This is a genomic window from Parapusillimonas sp. JC17 (genome assembly GCF_052180245.1).
In the GTDB taxonomy this organism is placed as follows: domain Bacteria; phylum Pseudomonadota; class Gammaproteobacteria; order Burkholderiales; family Burkholderiaceae_B; genus Parapusillimonas.
In genome coordinates, this window is the sequence record NZ_CP197474.1 from 3,602,206 (window position 1) to 3,619,122 (window position 16,917).

Sequence of the window (16,917 nt, forward strand, 5' to 3'; positions counted from 1 at the left end):
GGTCAGCGCGCCTCGCTGCGGTCACGGCCGAGGAAGCGGTCGCGGGATTCAGCCCAAGCGGCGAGGCAGTCGGCATCGCTTGCGGCGGCCTCGCCGAGCTGCTGGCAACGGCGCAGGCTGGCGCGCAGGGGATCGGGCGGCGGCTGGAGGGCCGAGGCCGGGAGCGGCGCGGAAGGTTCATCCTTCCGCGCCATGTCGATTGCGGTCACTGTCAAGGCAATCGCAACGAACACCACGGCCCCGAGCCGGGCCAGCATCTTGCCGTCCATGGCGAGCCTCCCGGTCAGTTGTTGCCGTTGTTGAACATCTGCGCGTTGCCCGGCAGGTAGCCGGTGCCGGGTGTCAGGAACCGCTCGCGCTGGATGCGGCCCTGTTCAGCAGCGGTCGCGCGCTCGGCCTCGGTCAGCGCGTCGGCCCGGCCATTGGCCGAGATGACCGCGATCAGGTCGGAAAGCTGCTGCGACTGGAGGGCGAGAAGCTGGTTGCCGGCCTGCGTGGCTTGCAGCGCGCCGGTCGCGCCTTGGCTCTGGCCGACCAGCGCGGCCATTTCGGCGCGGTTGCTGTCGATATTGCCGACCGCTCCCGCCTGCACGCGCATGGCGTCCTGCAAGCTGCCGACCGTGTTCTCCCACCGGCTGCGCGCATCGGCGACAAGCTGGGCGTCGGTCGCCGAAAGCGAGACATTGCCATATTGCTTCTGGAACGCTTGGTCGATCTGGCCGACCTCGAAGGCGATGTTCTGTGCCTGCCCGAGAAGCTGCTGCGTGCGCTGGACGCTCTGCTGGAGCTGCTGGAGCGAGGAATATGGCAGGCTCGCCAGATTGCGGGCCTGATTGATGAGCATCTGCGCCTCGTTCTGGAGGCTCTGAATCTGGTTGTTGATCTGCTCCAGCGTGCGCGCGGCGGTAAGCAGGTTTTGCGCATAGTTGGTCGGGTCATAGACGATCCGGCCGAAGCCGAATTGTGCATGGGCCGGGCTTGCCAGCATGGGCGAAAGCGCGACGGGCATGGCGAGCGCCAGCGCGAGGGCCGAGGCCCCAACGATCTTGGGATAGGTCATGGAAGAATCTCCTGTGTGGGGTGGCTATCGAGCGGGGCCGGCGCGGCGGATTCCGGCCGGTCGGCAAGATTGGTGAGGTTCGGGATCAGGTCGGCCGCCCAATCGACGCCGCGCTCGCGCAGCCATGCGGCGAGGAAGCCGTCGCGGCCGCGTTCGGCGACGATCTGCGCAATGAGGGTCTGGTCGGATTTGGCGGATGCGGCGCAGAGGGCGAGGCCGACTTCGGACAGGCCAAGCTCGAACAGGCGATTGCCGCGCCGTGACTGGCAGTAATAATCCCGCTTGGGCGTGGCCCGTGCGAGGATTTCGATCTGCCTGTCATTGAGGCCGAAGCGGCGATAGATGGCCGTGATCTGCGGCTCGATGGCGCGCTCGTTCGGCAGCAAGAGTCGCGTCGGGCAGCTCTCGATAATCGCGGGCGCGATGTTGCTGCCGTCAATGTCGGACAGGCTTTGTGTGGCGAAGATGACGCTGGCGTTCTTCTTGCGCAGCGTTTTCAGCCACTCACGGAGCTGGCCGGCGAAACCCTCGTCGTCCAGGGCAAGCCAGCCTTCATCTATGATGAGCAGCGTGGGGCGGCCATCGAGCCGGTCGCCGATACGATGGAACAGATAAGCAAGCACGGCAGGGGCCGCGCCGGTCCCGACAAGGCCCTCGATCTCGAAGGCTTGCACGTCCGCCGATCCCAAATGCTCTGTCTCGGCGTCGAGCAGCCGGCCATAGGCACCGCCGACGCAGAACGGACGGAGCGCCTGTTTCAGATCGTTGGATTGCAACAGCACCGCAAGGCCGGTGATGGTCCGTTCCTCGACCGGCGCGGAAGCGAGCGAAGTCAGCGCCGTCCAAAGGTGTTCCTTGACCTCGGGCGTGATCGCCAGCCCCTCGCGCATGAGGATGGCCGCAATCCAGTCCGCCGCCCATGCGCGTTCATAGGTGTCGTGGATGCGGGCAAGTGGCTGGAGCGAAACGGACGCCTCATCTCCTTCCGTGAGGCCACCGCCCAAATCGTGCCAATCCCCGCCCATGGCGAGCGCGGCGGCGCGGATGCTGCCGCCGAAGTCGAAGGCGAAAACCTGCGATCCCGCATAGCGCCGGAACTGCAAGGCCATGAGCGCCAGCAGCACGGATTTGCCCGCGCCGGTCGGGCCAACGACAAGGGTGTGTCCTACGTCGCCGACATGGAGACTTAGCCGGAACGGGGTTGAGCCTTCAGTCTTTCCAAAGAGCAAAGGGGGTGCACCGAAATGCTCGTCCCGTTCCGGCCCCGCCCACACCGCTGAAAGCGGGATCATGTGGGCGAGATTCAAAGTGCTGATGGGCGGCTGGCGGACATTGGCGTAGGCGTGTCCGGGCAGACTGCCGAGCCATGCGTCAACCGCGTTGACGCTCTCGGGCATGACGGTGAAGTCACGGCCCTGAACGATCTTCTCGACCAGGCGCAGCTTCTCTTGCGCCACGCGCGGGTCGGCATCCCATACGGTGACGGTCGCCGTGACGTAGGCCATGCCCGCCACGTCTGCCCCAAGCTCCTGCAACGCCATGTCGGCGTCGAGCGCCTTGTTCGCCGCGTCGGTGTCCACAAGGGCGGACGCCTCGTTGGTCATCACCTCTTTCAAGATCGCCGCGATGCTCTTGCGCTTAGCGAACCATTGGCGACGGATGCGGGTCAGCAACCGGGTCGCATCGGTCTTGTCGAGCAGGATCGCGCGCGTGCCCCACCTGTAGGGGAACGGCAGCCGGTTCATCTCGTCGAGCAGGCCCGGCATCGTTGCGGTCGGGAATCCCACGATGGTCAGGACGCGCAGATGTGTGTCGCCAAGGCGCGGCTCCAGCCCGCCAGTCAACGGCTGGTCGGCGAGCAGCGCGTCGAGGTGCATCGGCACCTCGGGCACGCGCACGCGATGGCGGTTGGTTGAGATGGTGGAATGGAGGTAGGTCAGCGTTGCGCCGTCATCCATCCAACGGCACTCGGGCATGAAGCCGTCGAGCAGCGCCAGCACGCGGTCGGTGCGGTCGATGAAGCCGCGCATCAGCTCCCACGGGTCCACGCCGGTTTTCTCGCGGCCCTCATAGAGCCATGCCTCAGTGCGGGCGGCTTCCTCGGCCGGGGGCAGCCAGAGGAAGGTGAGGAAGTAGCCGGACACGAAATGCGCGTCCGCTTCCTCGAAACCAGCCTTCCGTTCCGCATCGACCAGCGCCGACGCGGCATCGGGAAAGCGACTATCGGGATAGGTCGCCGCCTCGCTGCGCTGTGCCTCGACGAAGATGCTCCAGCCGGAGCCGAGACGGCGCACGGCGTTGTTGATGCGGCCGGCGACGGCGACCAGCTCGGCCGCGACGGCGGAATCCAGATCGGGGCCGCGAAACTTCGCGGTCCTCTGAAAACTCCCATCCTTGTTCAAGACGACGCCGGAGCCGACCAGTGCCGCCCATGGCAGATAGTCGGCGAGTCGGGTGGCGGTGCTGCGGTATTCGGCAAGGTTCATCATCGACGCGCCTCCCTCACACCGCCAGATGGCCGGGGATGCGCAGATGCCTACGCCCGACCTCGACAAAGAGGGGATCGCGCTTTGCCGCCCACACGGCCGCGAAATGACCGATGGCCCAGATGGCGATGCCGACCAGCCAGAGGCGCAGGCCGAGGCCCACGGCCCCGGCCAGCGTGCCGTTCAGAATCGCGATGGAGCGCGGTGCGCCGCCGAGCAAAATATGCTCGGTCAGCGCCCGATGGACCGGGACCGTGAACCCCGGCACCGCGTCGAGCTGTTCGAGGCCGCCCGCCATCAGATGAGCGCCCCGCCGCCGAACGAGAAGAACGACAGGAAGAAGCTCGACGCCGCGAAGGCGATGGACAGGCCGAACACGATCTGGATCAGCTTGCGAAAGCCGCCGCCCGTATCGCCGAAGGCCAAAGTCAGGCCGGTCACGATGATGATGATGACGGCGATGATCTTGGCGACCGGCCCTTCGATGGACTGGAGGATGCTTTGGAGCGGTGCTTCCCACGGCATCGACGAACCGGACGCATGGGCGGCCGGGGCGAGCATGAAGCTGATGACAAGGGTGGATGCGGCGGTCGCGGCGAAGCGATAGCCGCGCGAAATCGTGCGGATCATGAAGATTCTCCTGTGCTGGTGGGGATTGCCAAAGGGATGGGATGCGTGATGCGGTAGTCGCCGTCCGGTCCCAGCCCTTCGACGCGGGCGAGTTCGGCCAGCCGGCGCGCGGAACCGCGCCCGGAAAGGACGGCAACGAGGTCGATTGTCTCGGCGATCAGGGCGCGCGGGACGGTGACGACAGCCTCTTGGATGAGCTGTTCAAGGCGGCGCAGCGCGCCGATGCCGGTGCCTGCATGAATGGTGCCGATCCCGCCCGGATGGCCCGTGCCCCATGCTTTGAGCAGGTCGAGGGCTTCCGATCCGCGCACCTCGCCGATAGGGATGCGGTCGGGGCGCAGGCGCAGCGAGGACCGGACCAGATCGGAAAGCGTCGCCACGCCGTCTTTCGTCCGCATGGCGACAAGGTTGGGCGCGGCGCATTGCAGCTCGCGCGTGTCCTCGATGATGACGACGCGATCCGCCGTCTTCGCCACCTCGGCGAGCAGCGCATTGGTCAGCGTGGTTTTGCCGGTGCTGGTGCCGCCCGCTACCAAGATATTGGCGCGGGATGCGACGGCTTCGCGCAGCGTTTCCGCCTGATCGGTGGACATGATGCCCGCCGCCACATAGTCGTCGAGCGTGAACACCGCGACGGCGGGCTTGCGGATGGCGAAGGTCGGGGCAGCGACCACGGGCGGCAATAGCCCTTCAAACCGCTCCCCGCTCTCGGGCAGTTCGGCCGAGACGCGGGGGCTGCGGGCATGAACCTCCGCGCCGACATGATGCGCGACTAGCCGAACGATGCGTTCGCCATCGGCGGCGGACAGTCGCTCGCCCGTGTCGGAAAGCCCTTCGGATAGCCGGTCCACCCAAAGGCGACCATCCGGGTTCAGCATCACCTCGACGACGGCCGGGTCTTCGAGCAGCCGGGCAATGGCGGGGCCGAGCGCGGTGCGCAACATGCGCGCGCCGCGCGCGATGGATTCCGGTTTTTGGTGGTTGGTGGTCATGTCGGCCCCGTTTCTTCATGGGGCGCGACAGGCAATCCCCAGATCGGGGTCGATTAAGAGAGACCGAAATGCGGCCGGTTCAACAAGTATCTATGAGGCGGCGGTGATCGGCGGCGAACGGCGGTAAATAGGATGGGTCCGAATACTCATTCTTGATCGCCGTTGCTCTCGGACTCGTCCGGCAACTGATCGTCGGGAAGTGAGTCGAGGTCACGCGACAGCTCCTTGAGGAACCTGTCGCCCGTCGCCAGACGCCGGCCGAGATTTTGCATGAAGCCCTCGAACCGCTCCGCGCCTTTCGCTCGGGCAGCGGATTGTGCGGCTCCCGTAAGCGGCGGTGTGATGGTCATCCAGAAATGGATGAACTGCGCGACCGTCTCGCCGAGGACGGCGAGATCCAGGTCGAGCGTGTCGATCTGGCGGCCGAGCTTGTCCATGCGGCGCGACATGGCGGCTTCAAGCTGGTCGTCGGCATCGCCGGACAGGTAAGATATGACCGCCGCCTCCACGATGGCGGATTTTGAGACATTACGGCGCAGCGCCACCGAGCGGCGCAGCGCCATCGCTTCGATCTGCGGAATGAGCGCGGGGTCGAAATAGAGATTCAGGCGGGTTCTGGTTGCCATGGTCGTGTCCTCAAAGGTCGATTCCGTCATCGGGGTTCAATGCGACCTGCCGCGCGACCATCCTCATACGTTGGCGCATGGCGCGGGCCTTGGCCGCGTCAACGTCCGGCTCGTCGTCCACAAACTCGAACTCCTGTTCGGGTGATGGCGGCGGGGCGACGATTTCCTCATGCTCAGGCAGCTCCGGCTCGCGGCGGATGCCAGCATTGGCCGGATCGCCCTCGGCCCCGTGTGCGGCGTCGGTCGCGGAATGGCTTTCCGCCGCGACCACACGGCCGGACCAATCATCGGCGGATGGACTGGGCGCCAGCGGAGCGGCGACCAGATCGGGCGGGGTCAGGATGCGTTCCTGCAACCGCGCGTCCTCGAAATAGCGGGCCTTGGTCGCGCGGATCGGCGGTGTGCCCGCGACCATCACGATTTCATCGGTGGGCGGAAGCTGCATGATTTCGCCCGGCGTGAGTAGCGGGCGGGCCGTCTCCTGCCGTGAAACCATGAGATGCCCAAGCCACGGGGCCAATCTGTGCCCGGCGTAGTTGGTGGAGTCGCGCAGTTCGGTCGCGGTGCCGAGTGCGTCGCTCACCCGCTTGGCCGTCCTTTCGTCGTTCGTGGCGAAGCTGACGCGCACATGGCAGTTGTCGAGGATCGCGTTGTTCGGGCCATAGGCGCGCTCGATCTGGTTGAGGCTCTGCGCGATCAGGAAGCCTTTGATTCCATACCCCGCCATGAAGGCGAGCGCCGATTCAAAGAAGTCGAGCCGGCCGAGCGCCGGAAACTCGTCCAGCATCAACAGCAGCCGATGGCGCTTGCCGGAGGTGGTCAGTTCCTCGGTCAACCGCCTGCCGATCTGGTTGAGGATCAGGCGAATGAGCGGCTTGGTGCGGTTTATGTCGGATGGCGGCACGACCAGATAGAGCGTGACGGGCTGGCGGCTGCCGACCAGGTCGGCAATGCGCCAGTCGCACCGCGCCGTCACCCGCGCCACCACGGGATCGCGGTAGAGGCCGAGAAACGACATGGCGGTGGAGAGCACGCCCGACCGCTCGTTCTCGGATTTGTTCAACAGTTCGCGGGCGGACGACGCGATGACGGGATGAGCGCCTGCTTCGCCGAGATGCGGCGTGTCCATCATCGCGCGCAAGGTTGCCTCGACCGGGCGGCGGGGATCGGACAGGAAGTTGGCGACGCCCGCCAAGGTCTTGTCCTTCTCCGCATAGAGAACATGCAGGATCGCGCCGACCAGCAAGCTATGGCTGGTCTTTTCCCAATGGTTGCGCTTGTCGAGACTGCCTTCGGGATCGACCAGAATATCCGCGATATTCTGCACGTCGCGGACTTCCCATTCCCCTTGCCGGACCTCCAGCAGCGGGTTGTAGGCCGACGATCTGGCGTTGGTCGGATCGAACAGCAGCACGCGGCCATGCTTCGCGCGGAAGCCCGCTGTCAGCGTCCAGTTCTCGCCTTTTATGTCGTGAACGATGGCGGATGCCGGCCATGTCAGCAGCGTCGGCACCACCAGCCCGACGCCTTTGCCGCTACGCGTCGGGGCAAAGCATAGGACATGCTCGGGACCGTCATGGCGCAGATAGTCCCGGTCGTATCGGCCGAGCAAGACGCCATCGGGGCCGAGCAATCCGGCCGCACGGATTTCCCGGTCCTCAGCCCATCGCGCCGATCCGTAGGTGGCGACGTTGCGCGCCTCCCGCGCCCGGATGATCGACATGAAGATGGCGGCGGCGATGGCGAGGAAGCCGCCCGATACCGCGATGATGCCGCCCTCGACGAAGATCGCGGGCGCGTAGGCGTCGAACGAAAACCACCACCAGAAGAAGGCGGGCGGATAATAGACCGGCAGGCCCGCCAGCTCGAACCATGGTGCTCCAAGCTGCGGCTGGAAGCCGAGGCGGAACGCCGTCCATTGCGTCGCTGCCCACACCATCACCAGAACGATGGTGAAGACGGCACCAATCTGCCCCCAAAGGATTCGGCCTCCGCGCATACAGGCTCCAGTCGGCAAAAAAAGACGGAGCCGATCAGAGAGTAGGCAAAATCGGGACGGGCAACAGGAAAGAGGATGCCGGAGGGCTGCCGGATACTATCGGCGGCAAATAGGACGGGTCGCCTTTGCCGTTATCGTGCCGGTCGAGTGCCATCGAGGAAACGATTGGGCGAATCGCCGTCACGCTTCATTTTGCCTGCGAGGTTGAGTAGATTTTTCAGTGCGGAGCTGCGATTGAACGGCGACCAGACGGCTGTAAAGGCAACCGGCTCCGGTTCATCGAGGAAGGGCAGGAAGACGATGCCGGTCGTCGGCAATAATGACGTGGCCTCGCCGACGATAGTGATGCCGAAGCCTTGTCCGACCATAGATAGCAGCGTGCCGCGCCCCACATCAAAGCGCAGGATCGACGGTGCGGGCCAACGCCCGGCAAGGCGCAGCACGATATGGTCATGGACCTGCGGGCCGGTGCCACCATAGCGAACAATGAAAGTCTCGCCGACCAGATCGGACCAAGTGATTGCGGACTGCCCGGCGAGGCGATGCCCATCCGATAGCACCACCACCAGCGGTTCGGTCCAGATCGGTCGGGTATGGCAGTCGGGCATCTCGGGCTTGCCCGCGACGAACGCCACGTCGAGCTGGTCAGCACGAAGCTGCATCACCGCATCGCGGGCCGTGCCTTCGGTTATCTCGACCTCAATGCCGGTATGGGCTTCCCGATAATGACGGATCAGCTCCGTGAGAAAGCTGCGTGGGATCAAGGCATGGATGCCGATGCGAAGCCGGCCACATTCTCCTTGAGCTGTCATGCCGGCGGTCTTCACCGCGTGATCGAGTTGATCGACACCCGCCGTGACACGCTCCATGAAGTGCCTGCCTGCGTCTGTTAGCCGAACGCCCCGCGCATGGCGCTCAAACAGCAGGATACCAAGGTTATCCTCCAGCGCTTTCACACGCGCGCTGACGCTCGACTGGCTGACGCCGAGTGCCTTGGCCGCATGCCGAAAATTCAGATGCTCGGCGACGGCGATGAACTGAACAAGGGAAATGAGCGGTATCCTGCCAGACAGGATACCGCCATTCACGAGGTTTCGATGGTTAGTGCGCCGCATCGGAGCGGGCCTGCCACCAGTCGTCGGTTAGACGACTGGCGACTTCTCGGTGGCAGTCCCACGGAGCCGAAGGAGCGCCAGCCCCAACGACACCAGCACTGCCATCGCCGTGGCGTAACAGATCACCGGCCACGCTGTGTCACCGTTTAACAGCGTCACCGCCAATGTCCCGACAATGCTGACTATCAGGCTTTGAACGCAGAAGTAGAACGCGACCGCTGATCCTGCGATGTCGTCGAACTCTGCCAAAGCGCCGTTCGCGGTAACGGACACAGTGAAGACAATGGCGACCGCCATGACCCACATCGGCACGATGAAGGTGAGGAATGACGGCGAACCGAAGAGTTCGCCGATCCCCAACAGGACCGCCCCGAAAACGAGCAACGCCATTCCACGCGCTACGCATCCCGCGATGCCCCATCTGGTGACAAAGGACTTCGCGAAACGAGTTGTCACGATCATTACAAGCGCGACAGTGGCGAAGGCAAAGCTGAATCCGATCTCGGAATATTCCGCTTGGCCTATGAGCACACGGGGAGCCGTCGAGAAGAAGACGAAGAAGGTGCCCATACCGGCGCTAAAGCCGATGGTGTAAACCCAAAAAGCCGGACTCGCGAAGATCGGCAAAACAGATCGGCGCGTCTTCGCTTGATCCAGAGGGCGGGTTTCGTGCCACCTGAAACCCGCATTTAGGAGTGCGAGCATCGCCAGTATAGCCAAAGCAATGAATATCGCCTGCCATCCCAAGAACTCGCCGATCAACGCTCCGGCGATAGGGCCGAGCGCAGGTACGAACGCCAGCATCGAACTGAAAAGGCCGTAGATGACGACACCCTCAGGACGACTGGCATAAACGTCGCGAACCGTCGCGAACGTCGCCACCAGCATGGCCGACGCGCCGACTGCTTGAAGCAGACGGAAAGCGACAAAGGCTGGTGCAGTTGAAGACCAAGCTGCTCCCAGAGACGCAATGACGAAAGCCGTTGCGCCCGCAAGTAGAATTGGCCGTCGCCCGATGCGGTCTGAGAGCGGACCAAAAATCACCTGGCCCACACCGAGCATCACAATATAGAGGCTCAACGTGAGTTGGATCATGGCGGGCGTCGTGTTCAGGATGCCGGGCATCGCTGGAACGACGGGGAGATAAATATCCATCGCCAGTGAAGCGAGGATGTCGAAGGGAGCCATCAGCAGTAGGGCTGCCGGCAGCGTATAGGCCCATGCAGGGCGTGTGATGGTCATGATAAGTCAACCGCTCGATTAAGAAATCTCGGGCGGCGTCTGCACATCAGCAATCACATGGGATTGGTCTCACAGAGCGCCGCAACAACAATTTTGCTGTTGCGGCTTACTTGTCTGCTGACTTTGGATTTCCCATGCTGACCACTCCACGATCACAAATTTGACTAGCTATCACTTATACGATCAGCTGTTGCCTCGCAATGCCGTATCGCTGGCTCGTAGCCACCCAATCCCCCGCTGTTGACGTTCCCGTCATTCTTGGCCGTATGAAACCCCTATGCCTTGCTTTGGCGGTTGGCTGGAACGGGCAGAGGTTCAGTCGACGCGGATCAGCCGACCCATTTCTTTTGCGAGAGAGAGCAGATCACGGAGCGCGGCGCTTCGATTGAACGGCGACCAGACGGCGGTAAAGGCAACCGGCTCTGGCTCATCGGCGAAAGGCAGGAAGGTGATGCCGGCAGTCGGCAGCAGTGCCGTCGCTGCCCCGACGATGGTAATGCCGAATCCCTGTCCGACCATGGATAGTAGCGTGCCACGTCCTACGTCGAAGCGCAGTATCGAAGGCGCGGGCCAGCGCCCGGCAAGGCGCAGCACGATATGGTCATGAACCTGCGGGCCAGTGCCACCATAGCGGACAAGGAAGGTTTCGCCGACCAGATCGGCCCAAGTGATTGCCGGCTGCCCGGCAAGACGATGCCTATCCGGTAGCACCGCTACCAGCGATTCAGTCCAGACCGGCCGTGTATGGCAGTCGGGCAGCTCTGGTGTGCCAGCGACGAACGCCACGTCCAGCCGGTCGGCACGAAGCTGCATGACCGCATCGCGGGCCGTGCCTTCGGTGATTTCGACCTCGATGCCGGGATGGTTTTCCCGATACTGCCCGATCAGATCGGCGAGGAAGCTGCGCGGAATCAAGGCATGGACGCCGATGCGCAGGCGGCCCCATTCCCCCGTCGCCGCCATGCCTGCGGTCTTCACCGCATGGTCGAGTTGATCGACGCCGGCTGCGATCCGCTCGACGAAGTGGCGTCCGGCTTCGGTCAACCGAACGCCACGCGCACGACGCTCGAACAGGAGGATGCCAAGGTCTTCTTCCAGCGCCTTCACGCGGGCGCTGACGCTGGATTGTGCAACCCCGAGTGCGTTCGCTGCGTGGCGGAAGTTGAGATATTCAGCGACCGCAAGCGTCTGGATCAGCGACAAGAGAGGTATGCGCGACCCGAGCAGCGTTTCACTTGATCGGAAGGCATCGTTCGCATGTCTTTTCGAACGCCGCATCCTAAGCTCCCGCTAGGCGGCCTTTTTTGTGGCTCCGCGTTTTTCGACCGGGATTCCGCGCAGATCGCGCAACCAGAGCTGACCGCATGCCGCCGAAATATCCCGCCCCTGTGTATCCCGCACCACGACCGGCACACCGGCGCGATCCAGCACTTCACGGAAAAGTCCGAGGCTGCGGTCGCCGGTTCGATCAAGCGCGATGCCATCGACAGGATTCCAGCGCATAAGGTTCACACGCGCCCTTCGCTTGTTCATGAGACCGGCAAGCCGTTTCGCATCAGCAAGCGTGTCGTTGATGCCGGGGAGGACCAGATAGACAAAGGTGACGATCCGGTTGTGCCGTTCCGCCCATGACGAAGCGCGCGCGATGACTTCCTTGATGTCGTGCTTACGCGATCCGGGGATGAGACGGTCGCGAACTTCCTGCGTCGTCGCATGCAGCGATATAGTCAGATTGATCGCCAGATGCTCTTCTCGCAATTGCGCTAGAGCCTTCGGTATGCCGATGGTCGAAAGCGTGATTCCCGTGGTGGGAAAATTCATCCCTCGCCGGTCGCGCAGGATACGAATCGCCTTCATCACCTGCTCGTAGTTGTTCAAAGGCTCGCCGATGCCCATGAACACGATCCGGTTGACCTTCGGCCCGAGTTGAACGACCTGTTCGACAATCTCGCCCGCCGAAAGGTTGCGCTTGAGGCCGGCTTGGCCGGAAGCGCAGAACTGGCAGGCGAAGGCACATCCAACCTGTGACGAAATACAGGCGGTGTGTCCGTCGTGACGACGGATCAGAACGCTTTCAACGGCATAACCGTCATGAAGGCCGAAAAGCACCTTCTGCGACCGACCGCCGCGCTCATGCGTGATTTTGCGAAGGCTCCGCAACTGGACGCCCCGAGCCTCTGACCAGTTCCGCAAGGCGCGCGGCAGGTCCATGTGTGGGCAGAACAGGTCGCGATAAGCGATTTGCGGCCCGCTGCTCGCGTTCAACGCATCGAACTCGTCGGCCATGAGGTTCAGCGCCAAGGTTGGCGCAGGCAGTGCTTTTTGTCGTTCGCCCCCCAACGGGCTGGGTTCTTGTATAGGCATGATAGTCGTTCCGGGTTTCCGTGCCCGGCGATACCGTGGCGCACGCCTTATAAATAACCGACACGACTGTTATAAACAACCCTCCAGATGGTGTTACCCGAACACATGGTCGGGATAGAGGACGGACAGAAGCATGTGGGTGCGCTTGGTCATGAAAGCCGCTAGCTCGCCTTCCGGCTCAACGAGCCATTGCATGCAAGACCCCTGAATGACCGTCTGAATCAAGCCGGCGGTATGCTCGGGTGGGCGCGGCCCGGCGGGCAGTCGTGCCTCGATAGCTTTCAGGACCAGTCTGTTCCGCTCCGCCGCAAGGGCGCGAAGCGACGGCTCCTGAACGTCTCCCCACAATAGAAGAAGGTAGCCTTCCGTTCCGGCACCGTCACCCATACCGGCGATGAGGTCCTTGAGCATCGCCCACAGCGGATCGAGGCCCTTTTCGGGACTCGCACCCGCGAAATAGTCGCGCACCTCCTGCGTGTTGCGCTCCATGACCTTTAGATGCAGCGTCGCCTTGTCTTTCAACCGCTGGATCAGTGCAGCCCGCGAGATGCCGACCGCTTCCGCAACATCGGAGAGGGTGAAGGCCGATGGACCTTTCTGAAGAAGGATGCCTAGCGCGGTATCTAGAATGAACTCATCGCTATGAAGTTTCGGTCTCGGCATATCTTCTTTTCTACTGCTCGCTTGAATGATGGCCCCTACAATAGCCGGCATCCAGCGTGAGATACACGGGGCATGATAGATACCGGATGAAACACGCGTATGTGCTAAAGGCCAAGGTCATGCCTTCGCCCCAACTGCCACGACACCGATCCGCCCTGCACGACGCCAGTGATCTCGCGGCCGAGCTGGCGGTCGATCACCGGCCGCCACGGGACAAGCGTGAACTCATGGCTCTTTTCCACCACGGCGAACTTGCCGCTCGATAGCTGAACGGTCCCGGTGAACTTGCCGCTGACGTTCTCGCCGTCCGTGGCGGCACGGAACGGCAACCCCTTGCCCTCGGCCATCTCCGCGCCAATGCGGGCAACCTCCCGCTCGCGCAAGGTGGCGAGAAGGCTGCGCCGGTAGAAGATGCGGCCGTTCCGTGCTCGGGTGGCATCGCCCTGTTCGATGTGATGCTCGCGCCGCTGGTCCATCGCCTCACGCACCTGCTGGCCGAAGCCGGCCGGCGCAAGGTCGGCCGTTTCGCCATGGACCAATCGCCGGTCCAGCCATGTCGTGCCGTCCGATCCGATCTGCTTGCCTAGATCGACCGGGGAAAGGATGCGAACGCTGGCCTGCCGGTCACGGCCGGCGTCATAGGCGGCGGCGCGGCTGACCAGATCATCGGGGATGCGCCATTGGTCGGCGTCGATCCTCTCGACGATCCCGGCGCGGCGCAATGCCTCCAGTCGCCGGACATGGGCATCGACATAGCCCTCATAATCGCCGCCCGGAACGCGGCCCTCGAACTTCGCCTGCTCCAGATGGCGGCTCGGACGATAGATGCCGTCCTCGGTGATGGCGGCAATGGCGCGTTCGGACGGTCGGGCGGTCGCCTCGGCCGGGCCGATCTGGACGACGCTGCAAACGCGGGCGTCCTCCAGCCGCTCGGGCGCGATGCCTGCGATGTGGTGCGTCCTGCCGTCGATCCCGTCCACCACAATGGTCAGGTTCTCGCCCAGCTCGTCCGACAGGTGCTTGTCCACGACGCGGCCGACGATGGGTGTCTCTGGCGCTCCGTCATGGATTTGAAAGCTCATGGGATCGCGTTCGCCTCCCTGCGGGCCGAGCGCCTTCTGCATGGTGCGGATAATGTCGCCGCGCTCGCCCAACTCGCGCAGGGCCGGCTCCATGTCCTTGCTCAACTCCCAAACGCCGGGCGCGTGCTCGGTCGCCAGTCCCATCTTCTCCAGCTTGGCGAGACGGCGCAGGCGTAAGGTGCGCTCGAACTGGCGGCGCGGTGCGGCCGGTTCATGGCGCAGGTCGAGGAACCGGGCATCGGCTTCCTCGGCCATGGCGCGGTCAATCCGGGTGAAACGGTCCTGGTCTATCTCGGCCGACAGCTTGCGGGTCTGCTCGATTTCGGTGACGGGGCCGAGTTCCAGACTGGCAAGCTCGCTGGCGCGCTCCCGTAGGCCGTTGGCGAGGTAGTCGCCATTGATGATTAGATCCTCGCCCATCTCGTCGCGGCCGTTGACGATGACATGCACATGGGGATGGCCGGTGTTGTAGTGGTTGACGGCGACCCAATCGAGTTTCGTGCCGAGGTCGGCTTCCACCTGCTTCATGAAATCGCGGGTGTAGGCCGTGAGGTCCGATAGCTCCGCGCCATCCTCGGGCGAGACGATGAATCTGAACTGGTGGCGGTCGTCCTTGCCGCGATCAAGGAAGGCGTCGCCATCGGCGCGGTCCTCGGTCGCCGAATAGAGCCGGCCCCGCTCGCCGTCGCGTGACGTGCCGTCGCGCTGGACATAGCGCAGATGCGCGCGGGCGCGTGCGCCCTTCCACGCGGCCCGAACGCTGCGCTGCTTGACGATCACGCGGCGGCTGCCGGGCTGGCGATGATGCCATTGGCCGGAGATGTTCCGAGCGCGCACGAAGCTCGCGCCCCGGCCGCGCTTCACGCCCTTGCCGCTGGCGACCACGGCACGGGACCGCCCCGGCGATGACGGGCGAGCGGATGACGGCATGGAAGGATCGCGGGAGGCTGCTGCCTGATGCTGCCGGGTGATCTTCTTGACCTGCGTGAAAAAGCTCTTGGTCTTGCCGGCCTTCGGTGTGTCGGATCGGATACGGCCCGGCTTCGGACGGAAGCGGTTTTCATCGTCGGCGCTCATGGGCGCGACTCCTGATAAAACCACCGAAAAACGGCTGATATGGGCCTATGGTGCCGCTCGAAACCCAGCAAAGCCAAGGCTTTGTGCGAAATCGCGGCACGCGACCCCTCAAAACCATGGTGCCGGAACCGGCCACCTAACCAGTGTGCAGACAACAACAATTTCCAGAAGCGGCCCGATATGGTGCCGTCTTCTTTAATCTTGCCCTCCGCCCTTTCTGTCTTTTCTGCCCCTCCTGCCGGGAATCCTGCCGGGCGCAAACCTGCCCGACCGGATGCCGAAACCAGCGCCGCCGAGCGCGGGAACGCCGCCCTCATGGCGTTCCCCCGTCGCTGGCGCTCGCCACGAAAATGCTGCCGTCCTGCGGCTCCGCACGGGCGGGGTCGCGCGCCGGAACGGCAGCGCGGCCGTCGCTGGATTGCGCCTCGGACGGCGGCGCGGCGGCACCCCGCGTGTCGGCCGGGCGCATGACGAATAGCGGTGCCTCGCGCCAATCGGGCGGCGGTGCCGGTGGTTGCAACGGCGCATCCGATGGAGCCGCGCCGCCAAGGATCGGGGCGAGCGCGGCGACATAGGCGCGTGTCTCGGCGGGAAGCGGTCGGCCCGTCGCGTGGTGCTCGTCGTAGCGGCCGGGACCGGCATTGTAGGCCGCAAGCATCGCGCCGACATTGCCGTAGCGGTCGAACATCTCGCGCAGATAGGCCGTGCCTGCCATGATGTTGTCGCGCGGGTCGTAGGGATCACGGCCGAGGCCATGGCGGACGCGCAGGCCCGCCCATGTGTCGGGCATCACCTGCATCAATCCCATGGCCCCGGCCGACGAAATCGCGCGCACGTCGCCCGCGCTCTCGGCGCGCAGCACCGCGCGAATCCAGTGCTCGGGGATGCCGAAACGCTGCGACGCCTCGGCGATGTGCGCCGCATAGGGATGGGCGGCGGCCGGGCGCTCGACCGACGCGGATTGCGCGACAGCGACGCCCGATCCGATGCAGACGGAAAGCGCCCCCGCCAGCAGCAGGACGGCATAATGCCATGCCGGCCTGTCTCCGCTTCGCCGCCAGCCTGCCAGCGTGCTCGCTGCGGTCAAGGGCAAGGCGCAAGCGCCGGCCGATGGCCGCCCCTGACCTTCGCTGCGCGCGCCGGCCGTCTGGTCGCCGAGCGGGACGAAGGGATGAGACGGCTTTTCCGCGAACAAAGGGATGCCGATCTTTGACCGGATGACGGGCCGGACGCGCGCGGCCGTCATTCCTCATCCTCGATCTTCCGGGCGTGCTTCCAACGCAGGGTCCAGACCGAAGGATTGTCGTTGGACTGGAACAGTTTGGCGCGGATGGGGAACGGGAAAACCGGCCCCTCCAACCGCATCGACACGAAGTCGCCAGCGTTGTCGCTGGAGTCTTTCCATGCGGGGCCGGCGTCAGGGCCGTCCTCGCTATCGAGGCGCACGCGGTAGTCGGGCGCGTTTTTCACATCGCTCGGTTTGGCCGGGACGATGAACAGCTTTTCGTGGAGGCCGAACGAATGAAGCTCCCCCGCATAGCCGGTTTCGGTGCGGGTGAAGGTGCCTATCTCTGCCATGGA

General features: G+C 64.2%; 16 protein-coding genes and 1 pseudogene. All 17 read right to left on the reverse strand.

Annotation, left to right across the window (positions count from 1 at the left end):
* Positions 1-2: 2 nt before the first annotated feature.
* Positions 3-269: a putative entry exclusion protein TrbK-alt gene (gene trbK-alt, locus ACSBPU_RS17405; protein WP_029074216.1), complete on the reverse strand. Its 267-nt coding sequence runs from the start codon at positions 267-269 to the stop codon at positions 3-5.
* Between the two features lie 14 nt (positions 270-283).
* Complete coding sequence (gene trbJ, locus ACSBPU_RS17410) at positions 284-1,060, reverse strand: P-type conjugative transfer protein TrbJ (RefSeq protein ID WP_029074215.1); 777 nt, start codon at positions 1,058-1,060, stop codon at positions 284-286.
* Entirely contained in the window at positions 1,057-3,549 is a 2,493-nt protein-coding gene (gene trbE / locus ACSBPU_RS17415) for a conjugal transfer protein TrbE (protein ID WP_029074214.1), read from the reverse strand. Before trbE ends, trbJ begins: the two co-directional genes overlap by 4 nt.
* 13 nt (positions 3,550-3,562) lie before the next feature.
* Positions 3,563-3,844, reverse strand: coding sequence for a VirB3 family type IV secretion system protein (locus tag ACSBPU_RS17420; RefSeq protein WP_029074213.1), 282 nt, complete (start codon positions 3,842-3,844; stop codon positions 3,563-3,565).
* Positions 3,844-4,107: a TrbC/VirB2 family protein gene (locus ACSBPU_RS17425; RefSeq protein ID WP_442598397.1), complete on the reverse strand. Its 264-nt coding sequence runs from the start codon at positions 4,105-4,107 to the stop codon at positions 3,844-3,846. Before ACSBPU_RS17425 ends, ACSBPU_RS17420 begins: the two co-directional genes overlap by 1 nt.
* A 65-nt stretch (positions 4,108-4,172) precedes the next feature.
* Complete coding sequence (gene trbB, locus ACSBPU_RS17430; RefSeq protein ID WP_029074211.1) at positions 4,173-5,168, reverse strand: P-type conjugative transfer ATPase TrbB; 996 nt, start codon at positions 5,166-5,168, stop codon at positions 4,173-4,175.
* A gap of 146 nt (positions 5,169-5,314) precedes the next feature.
* On the reverse strand, positions 5,315-5,794 hold the full coding sequence (locus ACSBPU_RS17435) for a hypothetical protein (RefSeq protein WP_029074210.1): 480 nt from the start codon (positions 5,792-5,794) through the stop codon (positions 5,315-5,317).
* Positions 5,795-5,804: 10 nt separating this feature from the next.
* Entirely contained in the window at positions 5,805-7,793 is a 1,989-nt protein-coding gene (locus ACSBPU_RS17440) for a conjugal transfer protein TraG (protein WP_029074209.1), read from the reverse strand.
* 131 nt (positions 7,794-7,924) lie between these two features.
* The gene (locus ACSBPU_RS17445) at positions 7,925-8,908 is read right to left on the reverse strand and encodes a LysR family transcriptional regulator (RefSeq protein ID WP_051231116.1); all 984 of its coding nucleotides are present in this window, start codon (positions 8,906-8,908) and stop codon (positions 7,925-7,927) included.
* A gap of 27 nt (positions 8,909-8,935) precedes the next feature.
* Positions 8,936-10,150 (reverse strand): chloramphenicol/florfenicol efflux MFS transporter FloR, encoded by a 1,215-nt coding sequence (gene floR, locus ACSBPU_RS17450; protein ID WP_029074208.1) that lies wholly within the window; start codon positions 10,148-10,150, stop codon positions 8,936-8,938.
* A gap of 315 nt (positions 10,151-10,465) precedes the next feature.
* Positions 10,466-11,428, reverse strand: coding sequence for a LysR family transcriptional regulator (locus ACSBPU_RS17455; protein ID WP_029074207.1), 963 nt, complete (start codon positions 11,426-11,428; stop codon positions 10,466-10,468).
* A 12-nt stretch (positions 11,429-11,440) separates the two neighbouring features.
* A complete protein-coding gene (gene rlmN, locus ACSBPU_RS17460; RefSeq protein ID WP_051231115.1) occupies positions 11,441-12,514 on the reverse strand; it encodes a 23S rRNA (adenine(2503)-C(2))-methyltransferase RlmN in 1,074 nt (357 codons plus the stop codon).
* A gap of 93 nt (positions 12,515-12,607) precedes the next feature.
* Positions 12,608-13,177, reverse strand: coding sequence for a TetR/AcrR family transcriptional regulator (locus ACSBPU_RS17465; RefSeq protein ID WP_442593124.1), 570 nt, complete (start codon positions 13,175-13,177; stop codon positions 12,608-12,610).
* A gap of 104 nt (positions 13,178-13,281) precedes the next feature.
* Positions 13,282-14,679: a DUF3363 domain-containing protein gene (locus tag ACSBPU_RS17470; RefSeq protein WP_371413031.1), complete on the reverse strand. Its 1,398-nt coding sequence runs from the start codon at positions 14,677-14,679 to the stop codon at positions 13,282-13,284.
* Positions 14,680-14,736: 57 nt separating this feature from the next.
* Positions 14,737-15,336 (reverse strand): annotated as a pseudogene (locus ACSBPU_RS17475) (type VI secretion protein); the annotation flags it as partial.
* 313 nt (positions 15,337-15,649) lie between these two features.
* Positions 15,650-16,582, reverse strand: coding sequence for a lytic transglycosylase domain-containing protein (locus ACSBPU_RS17480; RefSeq protein ID WP_125902098.1), 933 nt, complete (start codon positions 16,580-16,582; stop codon positions 15,650-15,652).
* Positions 16,579-16,914 (reverse strand): DUF736 domain-containing protein, encoded by a 336-nt coding sequence (locus tag ACSBPU_RS17485; RefSeq protein WP_029076831.1) that lies wholly within the window; start codon positions 16,912-16,914, stop codon positions 16,579-16,581. The genes ACSBPU_RS17480 and ACSBPU_RS17485 overlap by 4 nt, the downstream gene beginning before the upstream one ends.
* Positions 16,915-16,917: the final 3 nt, after the last annotated feature.